General features: G+C 68.9%; 17 protein-coding genes and 2 tRNA genes. 7 read left to right on the top strand and 12 right to left on the bottom strand.

Annotation, left to right across the window (positions count from 1 at the left end):
* Positions 1-67: 67 nt before the first annotated feature.
* Positions 68-1,006, top strand: a complete 939-nt coding sequence (locus ACIQD7_RS15150) for a hypothetical protein (protein ID WP_161372238.1) — start codon at positions 68-70, stop codon at positions 1,004-1,006.
* A 71-nt stretch (positions 1,007-1,077) separates the two neighbouring features.
* Here ACIQD7_RS15150 and clpX read toward each other — a convergent pair whose 3' ends face one another.
* The 5 genes from clpX to ACIQD7_RS15175 all read right to left on the bottom strand — a co-directional run bounded on the left by clpX (position 1,078) and on the right by ACIQD7_RS15175 (position 5,743).
* A complete protein-coding gene (gene clpX, locus ACIQD7_RS15155) occupies positions 1,078-2,361 on the bottom strand; it encodes an ATP-dependent Clp protease ATP-binding subunit ClpX (protein WP_030210686.1) in 1,284 nt (427 codons plus the stop codon).
* Between the two features lie 157 nt (positions 2,362-2,518).
* Positions 2,519-3,178 (bottom strand): ATP-dependent Clp protease proteolytic subunit, encoded by a 660-nt coding sequence (locus tag ACIQD7_RS15160; RefSeq protein WP_062757094.1) that lies wholly within the window; start codon positions 3,176-3,178, stop codon positions 2,519-2,521.
* A gap of 62 nt (positions 3,179-3,240) precedes the next feature.
* The gene (locus ACIQD7_RS15165) at positions 3,241-3,858 is read right to left on the bottom strand and encodes an ATP-dependent Clp protease proteolytic subunit (protein WP_053645462.1); all 618 of its coding nucleotides are present in this window, start codon (positions 3,856-3,858) and stop codon (positions 3,241-3,243) included.
* A 255-nt stretch (positions 3,859-4,113) separates the two neighbouring features.
* A complete protein-coding gene (gene tig, locus ACIQD7_RS15170; protein ID WP_121830250.1) occupies positions 4,114-5,496 on the bottom strand; it encodes a trigger factor in 1,383 nt (460 codons plus the stop codon).
* A 170-nt stretch (positions 5,497-5,666) separates the two neighbouring features.
* Positions 5,667-5,743, bottom strand: a tRNA-Pro gene (locus ACIQD7_RS15175).
* A gap of 133 nt (positions 5,744-5,876) precedes the next feature.
* Between ACIQD7_RS15175 and ACIQD7_RS15180 the strand changes: the two genes are divergently transcribed.
* Positions 5,877-5,950, top strand: a tRNA-Gly gene (locus ACIQD7_RS15180).
* Positions 5,951-6,015: 65 nt separating this feature from the next.
* Here the strand turns inward: ACIQD7_RS15180 and ACIQD7_RS15185 are convergent.
* Genes ACIQD7_RS15185 through ACIQD7_RS15200 form a run of 4 tightly spaced genes read right to left on the bottom strand, consistent with a single transcriptional unit; the run spans position 6,016 to position 8,946 of the window.
* On the bottom strand, positions 6,016-7,161 hold the full coding sequence (locus ACIQD7_RS15185) for a tyrosine-type recombinase/integrase (protein WP_402441910.1): 1,146 nt from the start codon (positions 7,159-7,161) through the stop codon (positions 6,016-6,018).
* The gene (locus ACIQD7_RS15190) at positions 7,161-7,361 is read right to left on the bottom strand and encodes an excisionase family DNA-binding protein (RefSeq protein ID WP_399611007.1); all 201 of its coding nucleotides are present in this window, start codon (positions 7,359-7,361) and stop codon (positions 7,161-7,163) included. Before ACIQD7_RS15190 ends, ACIQD7_RS15185 begins: the two co-directional genes overlap by 1 nt.
* Positions 7,362-7,363: 2 nt before the next feature.
* On the bottom strand, positions 7,364-8,782 hold the full coding sequence (repSA, locus tag ACIQD7_RS15195; protein WP_402441912.1) for a replication initiator protein RepSA: 1,419 nt from the start codon (positions 8,780-8,782) through the stop codon (positions 7,364-7,366).
* Entirely contained in the window at positions 8,779-8,946 is a 168-nt protein-coding gene (locus tag ACIQD7_RS15200) for a hypothetical protein (RefSeq protein ID WP_185908590.1), read from the bottom strand. Before ACIQD7_RS15200 ends, repSA begins: the two co-directional genes overlap by 4 nt.
* A 366-nt stretch (positions 8,947-9,312) precedes the next feature.
* Between ACIQD7_RS15200 and ACIQD7_RS15205 the strand changes: the two genes are divergently transcribed.
* The 3 genes from ACIQD7_RS15205 to ACIQD7_RS15215 all read left to right on the top strand — a co-directional run bounded on the left by ACIQD7_RS15205 (position 9,313) and on the right by ACIQD7_RS15215 (position 11,408).
* Positions 9,313-10,071 carry a GntR family transcriptional regulator gene (locus tag ACIQD7_RS15205; protein WP_399611009.1) on the top strand — a complete coding sequence of 253 codons (759 nt, stop codon included), beginning with the start codon at positions 9,313-9,315 and terminating at the stop codon, positions 10,069-10,071.
* Positions 10,068-10,625, top strand: coding sequence for an AAA family ATPase (locus ACIQD7_RS15210; protein WP_402441914.1), 558 nt, complete (start codon positions 10,068-10,070; stop codon positions 10,623-10,625). Before ACIQD7_RS15205 ends, ACIQD7_RS15210 begins: the two co-directional genes overlap by 4 nt.
* A 447-nt stretch (positions 10,626-11,072) precedes the next feature.
* Positions 11,073-11,408 (top strand): hypothetical protein, encoded by a 336-nt coding sequence (locus ACIQD7_RS15215; RefSeq protein ID WP_402441916.1) that lies wholly within the window; start codon positions 11,073-11,075, stop codon positions 11,406-11,408.
* Between the two features lie 325 nt (positions 11,409-11,733).
* On the opposite strand, the gene ACIQD7_RS15220 is transcribed toward ACIQD7_RS15215, so the two are convergent.
* On the bottom strand, positions 11,734-12,543 hold the full coding sequence (locus ACIQD7_RS15220; RefSeq protein WP_402441918.1) for a hypothetical protein: 810 nt from the start codon (positions 12,541-12,543) through the stop codon (positions 11,734-11,736).
* A gap of 356 nt (positions 12,544-12,899) precedes the next feature.
* Positions 12,900-13,094, bottom strand: a complete 195-nt coding sequence (locus tag ACIQD7_RS15225) for a hypothetical protein (protein WP_030210679.1) — start codon at positions 13,092-13,094, stop codon at positions 12,900-12,902.
* Positions 13,095-13,584: 490 nt separating this feature from the next.
* Here ACIQD7_RS15225 and ACIQD7_RS15230 point away from each other — a divergent pair, with 490 nt between their 5' ends.
* Positions 13,585-14,541, top strand: coding sequence for an acyltransferase family protein (locus tag ACIQD7_RS15230; protein WP_402441919.1), 957 nt, complete (start codon positions 13,585-13,587; stop codon positions 14,539-14,541).
* Between the two features lie 34 nt (positions 14,542-14,575).
* On the opposite strand, the gene ACIQD7_RS15235 is transcribed toward ACIQD7_RS15230, so the two are convergent.
* Positions 14,576-15,724: a PP2C family protein-serine/threonine phosphatase gene (locus ACIQD7_RS15235; protein WP_402441921.1), complete on the bottom strand. Its 1,149-nt coding sequence runs from the start codon at positions 15,722-15,724 to the stop codon at positions 14,576-14,578.
* A 117-nt stretch (positions 15,725-15,841) separates the two neighbouring features.
* Here ACIQD7_RS15235 and ACIQD7_RS15240 point away from each other — a divergent pair, with 117 nt between their 5' ends.
* Positions 15,842-17,071 (top strand): GNAT family N-acetyltransferase, encoded by a 1,230-nt coding sequence (locus ACIQD7_RS15240; protein ID WP_402441923.1) that lies wholly within the window; start codon positions 15,842-15,844, stop codon positions 17,069-17,071.
* Positions 17,072-17,073 lie beyond the last annotated feature (2 nt).

The raw sequence follows: 17,073 nt of genomic DNA on the forward strand, positions 1-17,073 counted from the left end.
ACCGAGTGTCCGACGGTTCCGCCAGGATGTTCGGCAGGCATAAACATCCTGTGAGGGGAACCTGTCCATGAGCTACAACCAGCCGGGCCCGTACGGCGGCCAGCCGCCCCAGCAGCCCGGGCCCTACGGCCAGCCGGGGCCCTACGGCCAGCAGCCGCAGCAGCCGGGGCCGTACGGTGCCCAGCCCGGCTACGGGTACCCCCAGCAGGCCCCGCAGGGCGTCCCGCCGCAGCAGCAGCCGTACGGCTACCCGCAGCAGCCCGGCCCGTACGGCCAGCAGCCCCCGTACGGCGGCCCCCAGGGCCCCGGCGGCTTCCCGCCGCCCCCGCCGGCCCCGAAGAAGTCCAAGGCGGGCTGGGTCGTCGGCGCGGTGGCCGTGGTCGCGGCGATCGCCGTGGGCGCGTACTTCGTGATCGGCGGCGGCGGTTCCTCGGTCGCGGACGACGGCCCGCACAAGCTGATCACCCCGGAGACGGTGCTCGGCGAGTACAAGAAGGACGCCTCCGGCGGCAAGTCGAGCGGCGAGGACTCCCTCAAGGAGGCCCAGCAGAACGGCGTCAAGAACGCCCAGCAGGTCAGCGCCTCGTACAAGGTGGAGAACAAGGCGAACCCGCTGGCGGGCAAGCTCATCTCCTTCAACGGCCTCTACGGCGAGATCGAGGACCCCGAGAAGGTCGTCGACACCATCTTCGCCGCCGCCAAGGCCGAGTCCGTCAAGGACGCGGACAAGGCCGGCACGCCCCAGCTGGAGGGCAGCCCGCAGGAGTACGAGCCGGCGGAGCTCGACGGCGCGGTCCTGAAGTGCCAGCAGGCCAAGACGAAGGCCGACACCGCGAACGGCACGCCCGCGTTCGCCATCACCATGTGCGTCTGGGCCGACCACAGCACCGTGGGCTTCGTGGTCCCGGCCGACATGGCCTCCATGATGACCGGCGCGGGCGGCTCGGCCGAGGAGGCCGCCTCCATCACCGCCAAGCTCCGCAAGGAAGTTCGCGTCAAGCTCTGACCGGACGGCCCGCACACGCGTGAGGGGGTCCCGCCTTCGGGCGGGACCCCCTCACCGTCGTTCGTCCGGCGTCAGGCCGACTTCTCGTGCCTGCCGTCGTTCTTGACGATCCGCGGGACCAGCGTCGGGTTGACGTTGTCGCGGACCACGTCGGCCGTGATGACGACCCGGGCCACGTCCTTGCGGGACGGGACCTCGTACATCACCGACTGGAGGACCTCCTCCATGATGGCGCGCAGGCCGCGCGCGCCGGTGCCGCGGAGGATCGCCTGGTCGGCGATGGCCTCCAGGGCCGGGCGGTCGAAGTCCAGCTCCACGCCGTCGAGTTCGAAGAGGCGCTGGTACTGCTTCACCAGCGCGTTGCGCGGCTCGACCAGGATCTGGAGGAGCGCCTCGCGGTCCAGGTTGTGGACGGAGGTGAGGACGGGGAGACGGCCGATGAACTCGGGGATCATCCCGAACTTCACCAGGTCCTCCGGCATGACCTCCTGGAACTGGTCGCTCGCCTCGATCTCGCGCTTGGAGCGGATGGTCGCCCCGAAGCCGATGCCCTTGGCGCCCGCCCGCGACTCGATGATCTTCTCCAGGCCGGCGAAGGCGCCGCCCACGATGAAGAGCACGTTCGTCGTGTCGATCTGGATGAACTCCTGGTGCGGGTGCTTCCGGCCGCCCTGCGGCGGGACGGAGGCGGTGGTGCCCTCCAGGATCTTCAGGAGGGCCTGCTGCACGCCCTCGCCGGAGACGTCACGCGTGATCGACGGGTTCTCGCTCTTGCGGGCGACCTTGTCGATCTCGTCGATGTAGATGATCCCGGTCTCGGCCTTCTTGACGTCGTAGTCGGCCGCCTGGATCAGCTTCAGCAGGATGTTCTCGACGTCCTCGCCGACGTAGCCGGCCTCCGTGAGCGCCGTCGCGTCGGCGATGGCGAACGGGACGTTGAGCATCCGGGCCAGGGTCTGCGCGAGGAGCGTCTTCCCGGAGCCCGTGGGGCCGAGCAGCAGAATGTTGGACTTCGCCAGTTCGATGGCGTCGTCACGGCCCTGCGCGCCGCCGTTCTCGCCGGCCTGGACGCGCTTGTAGTGGTTGTACACCGCGACCGAGAGGGCCTTCTTCGCGGGCTCCTGCCCGACGACGTACCCCTCGAGGAACTCGTAGATCTCGCGGGGCTTGGGGAGTTCCTCCCAGCGCACCTCGCTCGTCTCCGCGAGTTCTTCCTCGATGATCTCGTTGCAGAGGTCGATGCACTCGTCGCAGATGTACACACCGGGTCCCGCGATGAGCTTCTTCACCTGCTTCTGGCTCTTTCCGCAGAACGAGCACTTGAGCAGGTCGCCGCCATCACCGATGCGTGCCACGAGGTGCTTCCCCTTCGCCTGGGAGCCGCGTGGTTCAGCGACTCCTGGTGCCTCATATTCGACGGTACCTTGCCGGGCCCCCCGTTCGGGCCCCCCTTGGCACGGTTCGCATGGTCGCGATTCGGCCACGCGGACCGTGCCAGGGGAAGGTCGAGCGTCAGGCCGCGGCGGCCGTGCTCTTGCGGGTCGAGACGATCTGGTCGACCAGACCGTACGCGAGGGCGTCCTCGGCGGTCAGGATCTTGTCGCGCTCGATGTCGTCGCGGATCTTCTCGATCGGGGTCGAGGAGTGCTTGGCCAGCATCTCCTCGAGCTGGCTGCGCATCCGCAGGATCTCGTTGGCCGCGATCTCCAGGTCGGAGAGCTGCTCGCGGCCGGTGCCGCCGGAGGGCTGGTGGATCAGCACGCGGGCGTTCGGCAGGGCCATCCGCTTGCCGGGGGTGCCGGCGGCGAGCAGCACGGCCGCGGCGGAGGCCGCCTGGCCCATGCAGACCGTCTGGATGTCCGGCTTCACGAACTGCATCGTGTCGTAGATCGCCGTGAGGGCGGTGAAGGAACCGCCGGGGCTGTTGATGTAGATCGAGATGTCGCGGTCCGGGTCCATCGACTCCAGGCACAGGAGCTGCGCCATGACGTCGTTGGCGGAGGCGTCGTCGATCTGCACGCCGAGGAAGATCACGCGCTCCTCGAACAGCTTCGCGTACGGGTCGTACTCGCGCACGCCCTGCGAGGTGCGCTCCACGAAGCGCGGCACGACGTAGCGGTTGTCCATCGGCGCGCCGGTGTAGAGGCCGCTCGGGGAGAGGTTGTTCTGCATCTGGGTGTTCACCGTCCTGGTGGCGTTCGGTGGGCTGGGGCTCTTGAGCGGGCCGGCGGGGCTCAGGCGCCCGTGCCGCCGCCGCCCGGAACGCCCGAGGCGGCAGAGATGATCTCGTCGATGAGGCCGTACTCCTTGGCCTCCTCCGCGGTGAACCAGCGGTCGCGGTCGCCGTCGCGGATGATCGCCTCGACGGTCTGGCCGGAGTGGTGCGCGGTGATCTCGGCCATGCGCTTCTTGGTGCGCAGGAGGTACTCGGCCTGGATCTTGATGTCCGAGGCGGTGCCGCCGATGCCGGCGGAGCCCTGGTGCATCAGGATGTCGGTGTTCGGCAGGGCGAAGCGCTTGCCGGCGGTGCCGCCGGTCAGCAGGAACTGCCCCATGGAGGCCGCCATGCCCATGCCGATGGTGACGACGTCGTTCGGGATGTACTGCATGGTGTCGTAGACGGCCATGCCGGCCGTCACCGAGCCACCGGGGCTGTTGATGTAGAGGTAGATGTCCTTGTCCGGCTCGGCGGCCAGGAGGAGCATCTGGGCGGTGATCTTGTTGGCGATGTCGTCGTCGACCTGCTGGCCGAGGAAGACGATGCGCTCGCCGAGCAGCCGGTTGTAGACATGGTCGCCGAGGCCGCCACCGATGGACGGCTCACCCGCGGCGTAAGGCTTCAGATTCGTCACGTATCCACCTGCTCGTCTCCGACGGCCCCGGGCCGTCTCCGCGTCTCGTTCAGAAGGCACTGCCCTCGTATTCATGGACCCTAACGCGCAGGTGGGACAACGCCATCCCGGTTCCCGAACTGTTCGCTGGGAGCGCAAGGTAGTTGGGGGCGCGTAAGGGGGTCCCGGTACGTCCACGGGCCCGTGCGCACAGCTGTGCGCACGGGCCCGTGGAGCGGTTCGGCGCGGGGGTCCGGCCCCCGCGCCGCTCCGGGCTTACTTCTCCTCGGAGACCTCGGCCGCGTCGCCCTCGGCCGCCTCGACGGCGGTCTCGGCGGCCTCGTCCTCGTCGTCGGAGAGGTCGACGGGCTCGCCCTTGGTGTCGACGACCTTGGCGGCCTCGACGACGACCGCGAGGGCCTTGCCGCGGGCGACCTCGCCGACGAGCATCGGCACCTGGCCGCCCTGGGCCACGGCCTGGGCGAACTGGTCGGGGCTCATGCCGGAGGAGGCGGCACGGCGGAACAGGTGCTCGGTGAGCTCCTCGCGGGAGACGTCGAGCTTCTCCCGGTTGACCAGCTCGTCGAGGATGAACTGGGTCTTGATGCCCTTCTCGGCCTGCTCCTTGGTCTCGGCCAGGAACTCCTCCTCGGTCTTGCCCTGGATCTCCAGGTACTTCGCGAGGTCGAGGCCCATCTGGCCGAGCTGGTGGTGCTCCAGGTTGTGCTTGCGGGTGTTGATCTCGTCCTCGAGGAGCTTCTCGGGCATCGGGACCTCGACCAGCTTGAGGAGCTCGTCGAGGACGCGCTCCTGGGCCTGGGTGGCCTGGTCGAACTGCTTCATGTTCTCGAGGCGCTTGCGGCTGTCGGCCTTGAGCTCGTCGAGGGTGTCGAACTCCGACGCGAGCTGCGCGAAGTCGTCGTCCAGCTCGGGGAGCTCGCGGGCGGCGACGGCGGTGACCTTGACGGTGACCTCCGCGTCCTTGCCCTCGGCGGAGCCGCCCTTCAGCTGCGAGGTGAAGGTGGCCTCGCCGCCGGCCTCCAGGCCCTTGACGGCCTCGTCGATGCCGTCGAGCAGCTCGCCGGAGCCGATGGTGTACGAGACGTCGCTGGCGACGCCGTCGGGGAGGACCTCGCCCTCGACCTTGGCCTCCAGGTCGATGGTGACGACGTCGCCGTCCTGGGCGGCGCGCTCGACCGGGGAGGTCGAGGCGAAGCGCTCGCGGAGCTGCTCCACGGACTTCTCGACGTCCTCGTCGGTGACCTCGACCGCGTCGACGGTGACCTCGATGCCGGAGTAGTCCGGGATCTCGATCGTCGGGCGGATGTCGACCTCGGCGGTGAAGGCCAGCAGCTCGCCGTCCTTCAGCTCGGTGATGTCGACCTCGGGCTGGCCGAGCGGGTTGACCTCGGCCTCGTTGACGGCCTCGGTGTAGAACTTCGGGAGCGCGTCGTTGACGGCCTCTTCCAGCACGGCGCCGCGGCCGAACCGCTGGTCGATCACGCGAGCCGGGATCTTGCCCTTGCGGAAGCCCTTGACCGTGACCTGCTGGTTGATCTTCTTGTACGCCGCGTCGAGGCTGTCCTTGAGCTCCTCGAAGGGCACCTCGACAGTGAGCCGAACCCGGGTCGGGTTCAGGGTCTCCACGGCGCTCTTCACGGTTCGGTCTCCTTGTGGCTGATTCCTGGATGCAGCCGGACCGCGCGGGGCGGGTCCGGCCGATCGGCCCGGTCAGAGAGACACACGGGCACGCAGCTTGCATAGTAACCGCAAGCGGGAGGACGCCCACAACATGATCAAGAACGCCCGGGACGGGCGCGTGATCGTCATGGTCGGGGTGGCGGGATTTGAACCCACGGCCTTCCGCTCCCAAAGCGGACGCGCTACCAAGCTGCGCCACACCCCGTCGGTGCGACACGTAGGGTACATGGGCGGGGACTCTGCGGCGCCCCTCTTTTCACGGGGTGTGCGAAGACGGCCGCGGACCCGGTACCATGCTCTTCGTGCCGCGGTCCTCGTGACCTGCGGCGCGATGCTGTGCGGGTGTAGCTCAATGGTAGAGCACTAGTCTTCCAAACTAGCTACGCGGGTTCGATTCCCGTCACCCGCTCCATGCGATTCAGGGCCAGGTCAGAGGATCATCCTCCGTCCTGGCCCTGACGCTTTTCCGATCTTGGTTCAGTCCTCCGTGCCCGCTGCGTGCCCGTTCGGTTCGGGGTCTTGCTTCCGGGCCCGTTCGACGACCGCGCTCACGGCCTGGCCAATCAGCCGCTCTCGCTCGGCCGTCGCGTGCTGGTAGATCAGCGCGGCCCGCGCGGTGCTGTGGCCCATTCTCGTCATCAGTTCACGGGTGCTGGCGCCGGTCGCGGCCGCGAGGGTGTTCCCCGTGTGCCGGAGATCGTGGAAGTGCAGCCCCTTGATGCCGACCTGATCGCACGCCTTGTGCCAGAGCTTGTTGAAGTGGTTCCGGCGAGGAGTCGCCCTCTTGGCACCGATGAAGATCCGGCCGTCCGGACCGGCCTCCGCGAACACCGTCAGGTGGGAGACGAGATCGGGCACGATCACAGCCGGAATGGCGACGGTGCGCATGCCGGCCGAACTCTTGGGCTGCTTCACCAGCCGTTCGCCGCTGTGGAGCTCCGCGACGTTCCGGCGCACTCGAAGTGTCCCGGCGTCGAGGTCGAGATCCCGGCGGTGAAGTCCGATCAGCTCTCCCCACCGAAGGCCCGTGAAGGCCGCCAGGAGGACGAGAGCCCGGTACCGGGGCTGAATGGCTCCGGCGAGGTCGTAGACCTCCTGGATGGTTGCCGTGGGCCGCTCGGGCGTCGAGGCCACGGAAGCGCCCTTGATGCGGCAGGGGTTCCGGCGGATGAGCCGGTCCTCGACTGCCGTCATGAGCACCGCGCGCAGCAGGGCGTACGCCTTGGCCACCGACGACGCTCCGGCGCCCGCCTCCAGTCGAGCGACCCGCCAGGCGCGGACCACGGCCGGGGTGATGTCGGCCAGGGCGACGCCGTCGAATGTCGGCGCGAGGTGATTCCGCAGGAGCGACCGGTACAGGTCGGCGGTCGAGGAACTGATACCCCGCTCAGTGATCCAGGTAGCTGCGTACACCCCGAAGGGCACCTTGGCCGCGTCCGGGTCGGTCCAGTCTCCTGCGCGCAGCTCGGCCTGGCGCTCCGCCAGCCAGTCATCAGCTTCCCGCTTCGTGCGGAAGGTGTGCGGCGCGGGACGGTCGATGCCATCAGGAGACGGGTAGCGAGCCTGGTAGCGCCCCGAGGGCAGCTTGCGGACCCGCCCGAAGGATCGCTTCCTGCCCGCCATCAGGCCGCCCTCCTCAGGTGGCGGGTGACCGGCTGGACGGTGTTCGCGGCGACGAAGGCGGTGACCGCGCTCTCGGGGATGCGGACGTGTCGGCCGACCTTCACGAAGACGATGCGGCGCTCTTCGATCAGGCGCCGGGGGAAGCGGATGGTGGTGCCGAGGAGTTCGGCCACCTCGTTCACGCTCAGCAGTCGGTCCATGCTCACCACTCCCCCAGTTCGATGGCTTCGAGTTCGGTACGGATCTCGCGGACGAGTTCGCGGTTGGTGCGGATGTCGCGGGCGATGCTGGCGGCGAGCCAGGACTCGCCGGGTGTGTGGCCGTGTCCGGCGTAGGTCCAGTGGGCGATCACGAGGGTGGAGCCCTCCGAGTCGTCCGGGTCCGGCAGGCCGCGTTCGCGGCGCTCTTGGGCGGCGCGGTAGTCGGCGCGGGTCTGGCGCAGGGCGCCGAGGGTGGTGGAGTAGGCGCGGGATTTGGTGGAGAAGTGGCCGCGGAAGCCGAGCATGTGCGACCAGCGCGCCAGCATCCGGCCGGGATAGTCGCCGTCGAGGGTCCAGCAGGCTTCGATCAGGCGCCGGGTGTGGTCGGGGACGTCGAGGCGGGCCAACTCCGCCGGTTCCCCGATGCGGCGGTCCACCGTGCCGGTGGTCTCGGCGGCCTTGGTGGCGTACTTGGCGACGTAGGAGGCGACGGCCTGTTCGGTCAGCTCCTCCTGGCCGAGCGCCCCGATCGGCTGGACATCCACCTGCGTCCCCCACCGCAGGATCCGTTCGGGATGGGTGCCGGCGGGCGGGAGCGTGACGGCGACCCGGGCGGCAGCCGCGCGGATCGCGTCGTCCAGCAGGCCGACCGAGACCCACGCGGGCGGGGAAGTCTCGGGTCCGTCCGGGCCGTCGAGGCGAACCACGGCGTGGAAGTGGATCGCGCCGCGCTTTTGGAACTCGGCGACCTTGCCGAAGGACACCCGGCACGACTCCTTCAACGCGGCCTGGGTGATCCCCGCGCGGGCGGCGATCTCACGGCGCAGGTAGATCGTGAAGCGCTGCCACAGATGCCCGGCATGGTTGTTCCACAGCACCGCACCCGCATAGTCGTACGTGGCCGGGTCGAGGGCCGTGCCCAGGAGGGGCGAGTTCTCCGGATGCTGGACGCCGCAGCGGCAGCGGCCGGAGGCAGGGCGATTGTGGACCGGCCCGAAGGACGGGGCGGTCAGGGTGGCGAAGACCCTCGGGTGGTCCCGCACGGTGGCGGGGACACTCTTACGTTCATCGCCGGTGATCCCGGCCCGGATCAGGTGGTAGGTGTCCCCCGCATACGTCCAGGCGCAGGAAGGGCAACGGGAGGCCCGGCGGTTGCCGCAGGCGACCCGTAACCGGCCTCCCGGCTCATCGGCCGTGGAGTACGAGTACAGGACATCGCCGGTGGCCCGGTCGCGGGTGACCGTGGTGCCGGATAGGTGGATCGGGTCCGAGCAGCCACCCGTACGCCGCACCTGCTCACGCCACCGCTCGAAGCCCGGAGCGTTCGCGACCCGCAGGAGATCGGCCAGGGCCAGGGGGTCAGTGCCCAAAGAGGCCGCGACACCAGCCACGGCCTCCGGGGCGACGGGGAAAACCGTCACGCGGCCACCACCACGGGCGCCGTGGACTGGGACACGCAGGCGGTGAGGCGAGCGACGTGATGCGCGAGCCGCTGCTTGGCGCCCTCGCTGACCTCGATCAGGGCAACGGAGCGGACGGTGTGCTCGTTGAGGCCGGACCCCTCGCAGTACTCGCAGAAGAGCATCGCCGGATCAGCGTCCTCGCCCGCCCAGCCGGACCCCTCACAGGCGGAGCAGTCGGCCCACGGACGCGAGGTCAGGAAGTACAGGCACTCAGCAGGGTCCGAGCACCGCCCCTCCGAACAAGCCGGGCAAGCCCGGCCTAACGCTGACCGGCGGTAGACCACAGTAGAAGCGGGCATGATGGAACTTCCCTTCGTGGGAGCCAGGGGCGGTGGTTCTTCTTGGCGGTTGAGCGCCGCCCCTGGGCAAGAAGTGGTGGGTGCCATGCCTCGCTGTCCGTGACAGCGAACACATCCCTAAGGTTCCCTAGGGCACCCTAGGGTGTCAAGGGGTACGCTAGGGAAGTAGAGACGAGAAGGAGCTGACCCATGGCGGACCAGGCCGACAATCGAGCGCCCTACGCGCAGATTGCCGCCCACTACGCGGCACTGATCACGTCCGGAGATCTTCAGCCGGGCTCACTTCTGCCGAGCATCAAGACGCTCTCTCAGGAGTGGAGCGTCAGCACCGCGACCGCTGAGAAGGCTCTGCGCAAGCTGCGCAACGAGGGGCTCGTCAGGGGAATCCACGGAATCGGAACCGAGGTGCTCGACCGCCCCGCCCCCATGTCGTCGGGAGCCCAGCGCCAGGACCGAGGTCTTGTCACCGGGTCCAGTTGGGGAACCGGCGAACGATCCGACTCACACCAAGCCTCGGTGGTGCCGGCGCCCGCAGATGTAGCCGAAGCCCTCGACATCAAGCCCGGGTCCAAGGTGATCCGGCGAAGCCGGGTGTACCGCGACCGGCACGGCATCGTCGCGCACTCCACGTCTTGGATCCCCGCCCAATACGGCGAGCTGATCCCCCAGCTCACGAGGAGCGAAAGGCTGACGGGGGGAACGTCACTGCAACTTATCGCGCAGGCCACCGGTCGACCGATCAGGCACCGGTTCGACACCGCCTCGGCACGTCTGCTCACGCGAGAGGACGCCGAGCTCCTGGAGCTGGATCCCGCGAAGGCCCCCAAGAAGCCAGTGGTCGTGATGACGGCCAAGTTCGTAGACAGCGAAGGCGCCGTAGTCGAGTACGGCGTCGACCTCGGCGGCCCTGACCGCACCTGGCAGACAGAATCGGAACTCTCCCAGTGACGACCACCGAGCCCACCCGCCCGGCCTTCTGCGTCCTCATGGTGGGACTACCCGGTTCAGGTAAGACGACTCTGGCTCGTGCACTAACTGCGCGCGGGTTCCTCAGGCTCTGCCCGGACGAGGAGATGTTCCGCCGACACGGCGTGTACGGAGTCGACTTCCCCCGGGGCACGTTCCCGACCCTTGAGCAGCCGATCCTCGAAGAAACCTCAGTCGAGCTCCGGAAGCAACTGCGGGCCGGACACGATGTGGTGGTCGACCATGGATTCTGGACGCCGGAAGAACGCGCCCGATGGAGGGCCTTCGCTGCCGAAGCCGGTGCGATCTCGACAGTGGTCTACCTCGAGGCCAGCCATGAAGAACTCTGGGCCCGAGTGAGCAAGCGCAACGCCCAGCACGAAGACGATCCGAACTCGATCTACTTCGCGGAGAGCGACCTGCTCCGCTACCGGACCCGGTTCGTGCCCCCGGAGCCCAGCGAGCCCCACCTTGTCTACGACGGCGAGCCTGAGTCGGTCTTGAAGACTCTCAGGGCGGAGCAAGATCGCCCGTAGTCCGGAAGGTGCCGGGGGGCGTGTTACAGGTTTCTCTACCTCATCAAGGCACCCGCCGCGCACGGCGCGGCGAGTGCGGCCCGGCGCCCGGGCCGCCGCTCTGTCTTCGCCAGCGGCGGCCCGGGCGCCGGCCGCACGCCTGACAGCTCGGGTTGATGGGTGGTGAACCCCTCTGTGGCTGGGGCCGGTCGGCTCCACGGCTTTAGGCAGCCACTTTGGGGCGAGCCTCTAAGATCATGGCCCCAACGTCGTGCTTTACCGGGCAGGTCCACAGACTGCCCGACGCGCCGGAAGCTTACGGGGCCATGATCACTCGCCCCAAAGCAGCTCCAGCCCAAAGCCGCTCCACCGACCTCTACCGTGCGCCAGCAGACCGCTTTACCAGTTCTACCCAGCTGCAGCAACTCGGCAGACAATCGTGTTACTACCTCAGTAGCCTGCGGTGCCATGGGATATGCCGAAATTGTGGGTGCGGTCAGGCTGGATGGAGGCGTTAAGCGCTTCCCCATGCTGACTATCAAGCAGACGTTGGCCCCGTATCGGGATCGACTCGGAGCGGCCCTCTGCAAGGAGATGACCAGCGAGCTGCGGAGTCGAGGGATCTTGACCTTGCCGGCGACGTTGCCAACCGACGAGCGGGAGTGGGTCATCCTCATCGACGAGAAGTCCGCACTCGGTGATGCACTGGCGCTCGCCACGAAGGCCATGCTGCTGAGTCGGGTTGGTCTACCGATGCCACCTGGGGCACACGAGAAGCACAAGAGGTTGGCACGGCACCTCTGACTGGCTCTAACCGGGCCGTCTCCGGACCGTCGAAGGGTGCTCAACGACGACCAACGCTGACAACCACCGACAGCTAAATCGCAGGTCGCAGCATTGATTGATTGCGTGGCCGCAGGTCAGAGACCCGGCCCCGCACTTCTTCGGCTTTAGGCAGCCACTTTGGGGCGAGCCTCTAAGATCATGGCCCCAACGTCGTGCTTTACCGGGCAGGTCCACAGACTGCCCGACGCGCCGGAAGCTTACGGGGCCATGATCACTCGCCCCAAAGCAGCTCCAGCCCAAAGCCGCTCCACCGACCGCGTGATCAACTGTAGGAGCAAGTGCCTCAGGAGTTGATGTACGTGATCACAGCAACCACGGTGCCGATCACAGTCGCCAACCCGACCAGGAACGCACCGATCCTACGGTTAGTGGTCCAGAAGCCCGGTTCCGTTGGGGCTTCGGACTCTGAGCCCTGCCTGATCGAGCTTTGCCCGCTTCCACTGGCCTGCGAGGTGACCAAGTGCACCTGTGCGTTCGGCGACCCATGCACCGCCACGTTCAGGGCCTGTCCGACCTGCTCTGCGGTAGGAGATGCCTGGTCATCCGGCATGATCGCTCGCAACTCTCCTACCAGCTCGGTGAGACGGGTACGTACATGGTCAAGCACGCCACGAAGACTCGTCACAGCAACAGAACGATAGACCCGCGTGATCTGCTGCACGTCATTGTCAAGCGAATGGTTCATGAAAGCGGCGATGTCCGCCCCCATGGGGAGTCCCAGATGGATGTGCGAGCCCTCAGCTTGCTGGATCATGGCCTCGATCTCGCCCACGCCCGCACGCAGCTCATACGTCTCCCCGACCCGATCCCGGATCCCCTCTGGGAGCGCCCTCGGGCTGATCATCTGACCAGAGATCCGGTTATACCCAGAGACGCCATCAATGTGCAGAGAAGCGGCGATAGTCCGGAAGTCAGGCAGATCATCGTCCGGGCCGTATCCACGCAGCTCCAGCGTGGCCCAGGCCCGAAGCGGTGCAGAGTTAGCTTCTCCGCCTAGGACGATGCACTTGCGTAGAGCGCTGGCCAGGGACTTGCTTTCGTCAAGGACATCACGCTGGATCTCGGCGAGCAGGCTGCCGTTTGAAGGACTCATAGGGCCTCACGGTGATGAGCGGTACGCGTGTGATAGAGCACATTAGCTGCACGGTCAGACATTCGGCTCATCCGTTTTGGAAAGGGCGGTGCCCACCGCCGTGCCCGCTCCGTGCCCGATCCGGCAGCGCGTAGCAGGACCCAACGGGGACTCACGGTGAGTCGGCCGAGAACGCACAGGTCAACGCATCCCCAGGTGAGCGCCATCTCGCGTACGAGGTCTTCCAAACTAGCTACGCGGGTTCGATTCCCGTCACCCGCTCCACAGGGCCCGGGGCCCGGACCGCTTCTCGCGGTCCGGGCCCCGGGTCGTTTCCGTGTCTTCCGCCCCGTCTTCGTCTTCTGCCGGGGGCGTCCTCAGAACTTGATGGACGCGACGGTCTGCGTTATCGAGTCCAGGAAGCGCTGGATGTCGTCGGCCATGCCGGTGGAGGCGAGGAAGAAGCCGAAGAGGACCGCGACGACGGCGGGGCCGGCCTTGAGGCTTCCCCCGCGGATCAGCACCACCATGATGATCGCCAACAGCAACACCACAGACAGTGAAATGGCCACAACTGATCACACCCTCGGTCGGTCCCGCCTTGCCGTCCAGGGGTCGCACGTCACCCACGCCCCCCACTGCTCCCATGGTGCCATCAACCCCCTTGCCCATGCCGCCCGGTGACGAATCGTCGGCCCGACGGGTCGCGGACGGCGACCGACGGCGGAGGGAGGGGAGAGAAAGAGCACAACTGTACAACCAAGCCCGTTTTACCCTGATGTCAGACGTATTAATCGGGAACATAAGGGCGACTAAAAGCCAGTTGGCACCTTATGTCCTTTTGTGCGAGAGGGGGTTCGGGCGAGGCGCATGCGCGGCTAGGGTCCCCCGATGTCCTCCGCTACGCAGAACAGCGTCAGGGCTCCGTTCTCCGGGCGCCGGGAAGCGGAGCAGCTGTCTACGGCCCCCGCGGCACCCCCGCGGAGCGGGTCCGTCCGCAGGCCCACCGCGCGCGATCCCTACTTCGACAACGCGAAGTACCTCGCGATCCTACTCGTCGTCATGGGCCACCTCTGGCCCGCGGTGATCGAGGGAAGCCGGGCCACCCGCGGGCTCTACATGCTGGTGTACGCCTTCCACATGCCGGTGTTCATCCTGATATCCGGCTATCTGTCCCGCAGTTACACCGGCCGGCCCGACCAGCTCAAGCGCCTGCTCACCGGTGTCGCCGTGCCGTACCTCTTCTTCGAGGTCGCGTACACGCTGTTCATCCGGTGGGGCACCGGTGCCTTCCGGCCGTTCAGCCTGCTCCGCCCCAGCTATCTGATGTGGTTCCTGATCGCGCTGTTCGTCTGGCGGCTGACCACCCCGTTCTGGCGGGTCGTGCGGTGGCCGGTGGCGACCTCCCTGATGATCGCCGGGCTCGCGTCGGTCACCCCGGCCATCGGCGCGGCCCTGGACCTGACCCGGGTGCTCCAGCTCCTGCCGTACTTCGTGATCGGCCTGAGCATGAGGCCGGAGCACTTCGCCCTCCTGCGGCGGCGGCCCGTGCGGATCGTCTCGGCCGTCGTGCTCGCCGCCGCGGTGCCGTTCTTCTACTGGCAGGCGCCGGCCTTCCACCTCAACTGGTTCTACCGCTCCCGCAGCGTGCAGGAGATGGGCGCCGACGTGGAGTGGGGCATGTTCCTGGTCGCGGCCCTCTTCCTCGGCACGCTGGTGCTGGCCGCGGCGTTCCTGTCCCTCGTCCCGGGCACCCGGCGCTGGTTCACGGTCCTGGGGGCCGGCACCATCTGCGGCTACGTCCTGCACGGCTTCCTCATACGGGGCGCCCAGTACCTGGGCCTCTTCGAGGACCACCCGTGGCTCACCACGGCCCCGGGCCGGGTGGCGGTCACCCTGGTCGCCCTGACGGCGATGACCCTGCTCTGCACGCCCCCGGTGCGCAAGGCGCTGAAGTGGGTCACGGAGCCCGAGATGACCTGGGCCTTCCGCAAGGACCGGGCGGCGAAGCCGGCCTGACCGCCCCCGCGTCCGTGCGCGCCCGGAGGCGCTCTCAGGAGGGCCGGCGGCTGATCAGGAGCAGGGCGCGGTCGTCGTTGACGTCCTTGGCGACGGCCTCGATGAGGTCCCATGCGACACCGTCGAAGCCGTCGGTGACGCAGCGGTCGGCCTCGCCGGTGAGCCGGTCGATGCCCTCGGCGATGTCCCGGTCGGCGGCCTCGACGAGGCCGTCGGTGAAGAGCATCAGGACGTCGCCGGGGCGCAGGGAGCCCTTGACCGGGTGGAACTCGGCGCCGTCGTAGACGCCGAGGAGGGGGCCTTCGGCCTCCTTCTCCTCCCAGCGGCCGCTGCCCGCGTGGAGCTGGAGGGCGGGCAGGTGGCCGGCCGAGTAGAGCTCGTAGTCGCCGGACTCCAGGTCGAGGACGAGGTGGATGGAGGTGGCGAAGCCCTCGTCCCAGTTCTGGCGCAGCAGATAGCCGTTGGCGGCGGGCAGGAAGCCGTGCGGCGGGAGCGAGCCGAGGAGGCCGCCGAAGGCGCCGGAGAGCAGCAGGGAGCGGGAGGCGGCGTCCATGCCCTTCCCGGAGACGTCGGTGAGGACGACCTCCAGGGTGCGGCCGCCGTGGGTGCGGGCGGCGACCACGAAGTCCCCGGAGAAGGACTGGCCGCCGGCCGGGCGCAGCGCCATCTCGCGGTGCCAGCCCTGCGGGAGCCGGGGCAGGGCGCTCTGCACCCGGATGCGCTCGCGCAGGTCGAAGAGCATGGTGCCGCCGCGCCGCCAGGGCACGCCGACCCGGGCCCGGAACTGGGCGATGAGGAGCCCGAAGAGGCCGCAGGCGGCGACGACCAGGACGGTGCCGGGGGTGACCCGGGCGGGGCCCTGGGTGTACGGGCCGAGGACGACGGACTCGACGATGAGGGCGCCCGCGGCGGCCGCGTACAGGCCGAGCAGGCTGGCGGGGCGCAGCAGCAGGCCGCCGGCCACGATGGGCAGGGCGAGCGCGGTGGGCGCGCACCAGACGGGGTCGACCAGGGTGCCGAAGGCGATGGCCGGAATCATCAGGAGGAGTCCGGCGAAGGCGATCCAGTCGGCGCCGTCCCCGCGGAAGTAGTCGACGCCGGATTTGCGCAGCGCGACGCGGGCCCGGCGCACGCGCCTGCGTGTCCGGGCCGCGTACGCGTTCACTCCGCCGCGGTGTCCCATGGCCCGGACCCTATCCATCCCGTCCGGCGTCGTGCAGGGGTACCCCGGTGACAAGGTGAGCGAAACCGGGTCGCCCCGGGCGCGGGCCGCTGATATCGATGGCATATGACTTGGCATATGACTACGGAGCTGCGGGTTCTCGACCCGCTCGAATGGGACCGCTGGTACGGAGTGCTCGAGCTGGCGTTCGGAGGGGTGGCCGAGTCCCCGGAGGAGCGACGGCTGTGGCGGGACCTGACCGAGTTCGACCGTTCCCTGGGGGCCTGGGACGGCGAGCTGTGCGTGGGGACGGCGGGGTCGTTCTCCTTCCGGCTCACGGTCCCGGGCGGGGCGTCGGTGCCGGCGGCCGGGGTGACGATGGTGAGCGTGGCGGGGACGCACCGGCGGCGCGGGATCCTGACCTCGATGATGCGGCGGCAGCTGGACGACCTGCGGGCGGCGGGCGAGTTCCTCGCGGTGCTCACGGCGTCGGAGCCGGGGATCTACGGGCGGTTCGGCTACGGGATCGCCTCGTACTCGCTGCGGGCGGTGATCGACACGCACCGGGTGCGGCTGGCGGTGCCGGAGGGCGTGGACGGGGTGGTGCTGCGCCAGGCGGACCCGGCGGAGTCCTCGGCGGCGTGCGAGGCGGTGTACGCGCGCCTGGTGTCCGCGCGGCCGGGGATGATCGCCCGGGGGCCGGGCTGGGAGCGGCTGCCGCTGCTCGATCCGGAGGGCGAGCGGGGCGGGGCGTCGCCGCGGCTGTGCGTGCTCGCGGAGCGGGACGGGGAGGTCGTGGGGTTCGCGCACTACGCGGTCAAGCCGGACTGGTCGCCCGCCGGGGCCGACGGGTCGGTGCACGTGCACGAGCTGCTGGGGCTCGACCCGGCGGCGGAGGCGGCGCTGTGGCGCTTCCTGTGGTCGGTGGACCTGACGGCGTCGGTACGGCTCCAGGGGCGGCCGGTGGACGACGGCTGGCAGCACTTGGTGGACGACGTGCGGCGGTGCGCGCCGACCCTGCGGGACGCGCTGCACGTGCGTCTGGTGGAGGTGGGTCCGGCCCTGGAGGCGCGGACGTACCAGGCGCCGGTGGACGTGGTGTTCGAGGTCGAGGACGCGTTCTGCCCGTGGAACGAGGGGCGTTGGCGGCTGACCGGGGACGCGAAGGGCGCGACCTGCGTCCGGACCTCGGACCCGGCCGACCTGTCGCTCTCGGTGCGGGAGTTGGGGGCCGCGTACCTGGGCGGCGTCCCACTGACGTCCCTTGCGGCGGCCGGCCGGGTGCGGGAGCTGCGGGAGGGCGCGCTGGTGGAGGCGTCGGTGGCGTTCGGCTCGCCGGTCGCGCCGTGGCTGCCGCACGGGTTCTAGCG

This window comes from Streptomyces sp. NPDC093071, from assembly GCF_044754545.1.
Classification (GTDB): Bacteria; Actinomycetota; Actinomycetes; order Streptomycetales; family Streptomycetaceae; genus Streptomyces.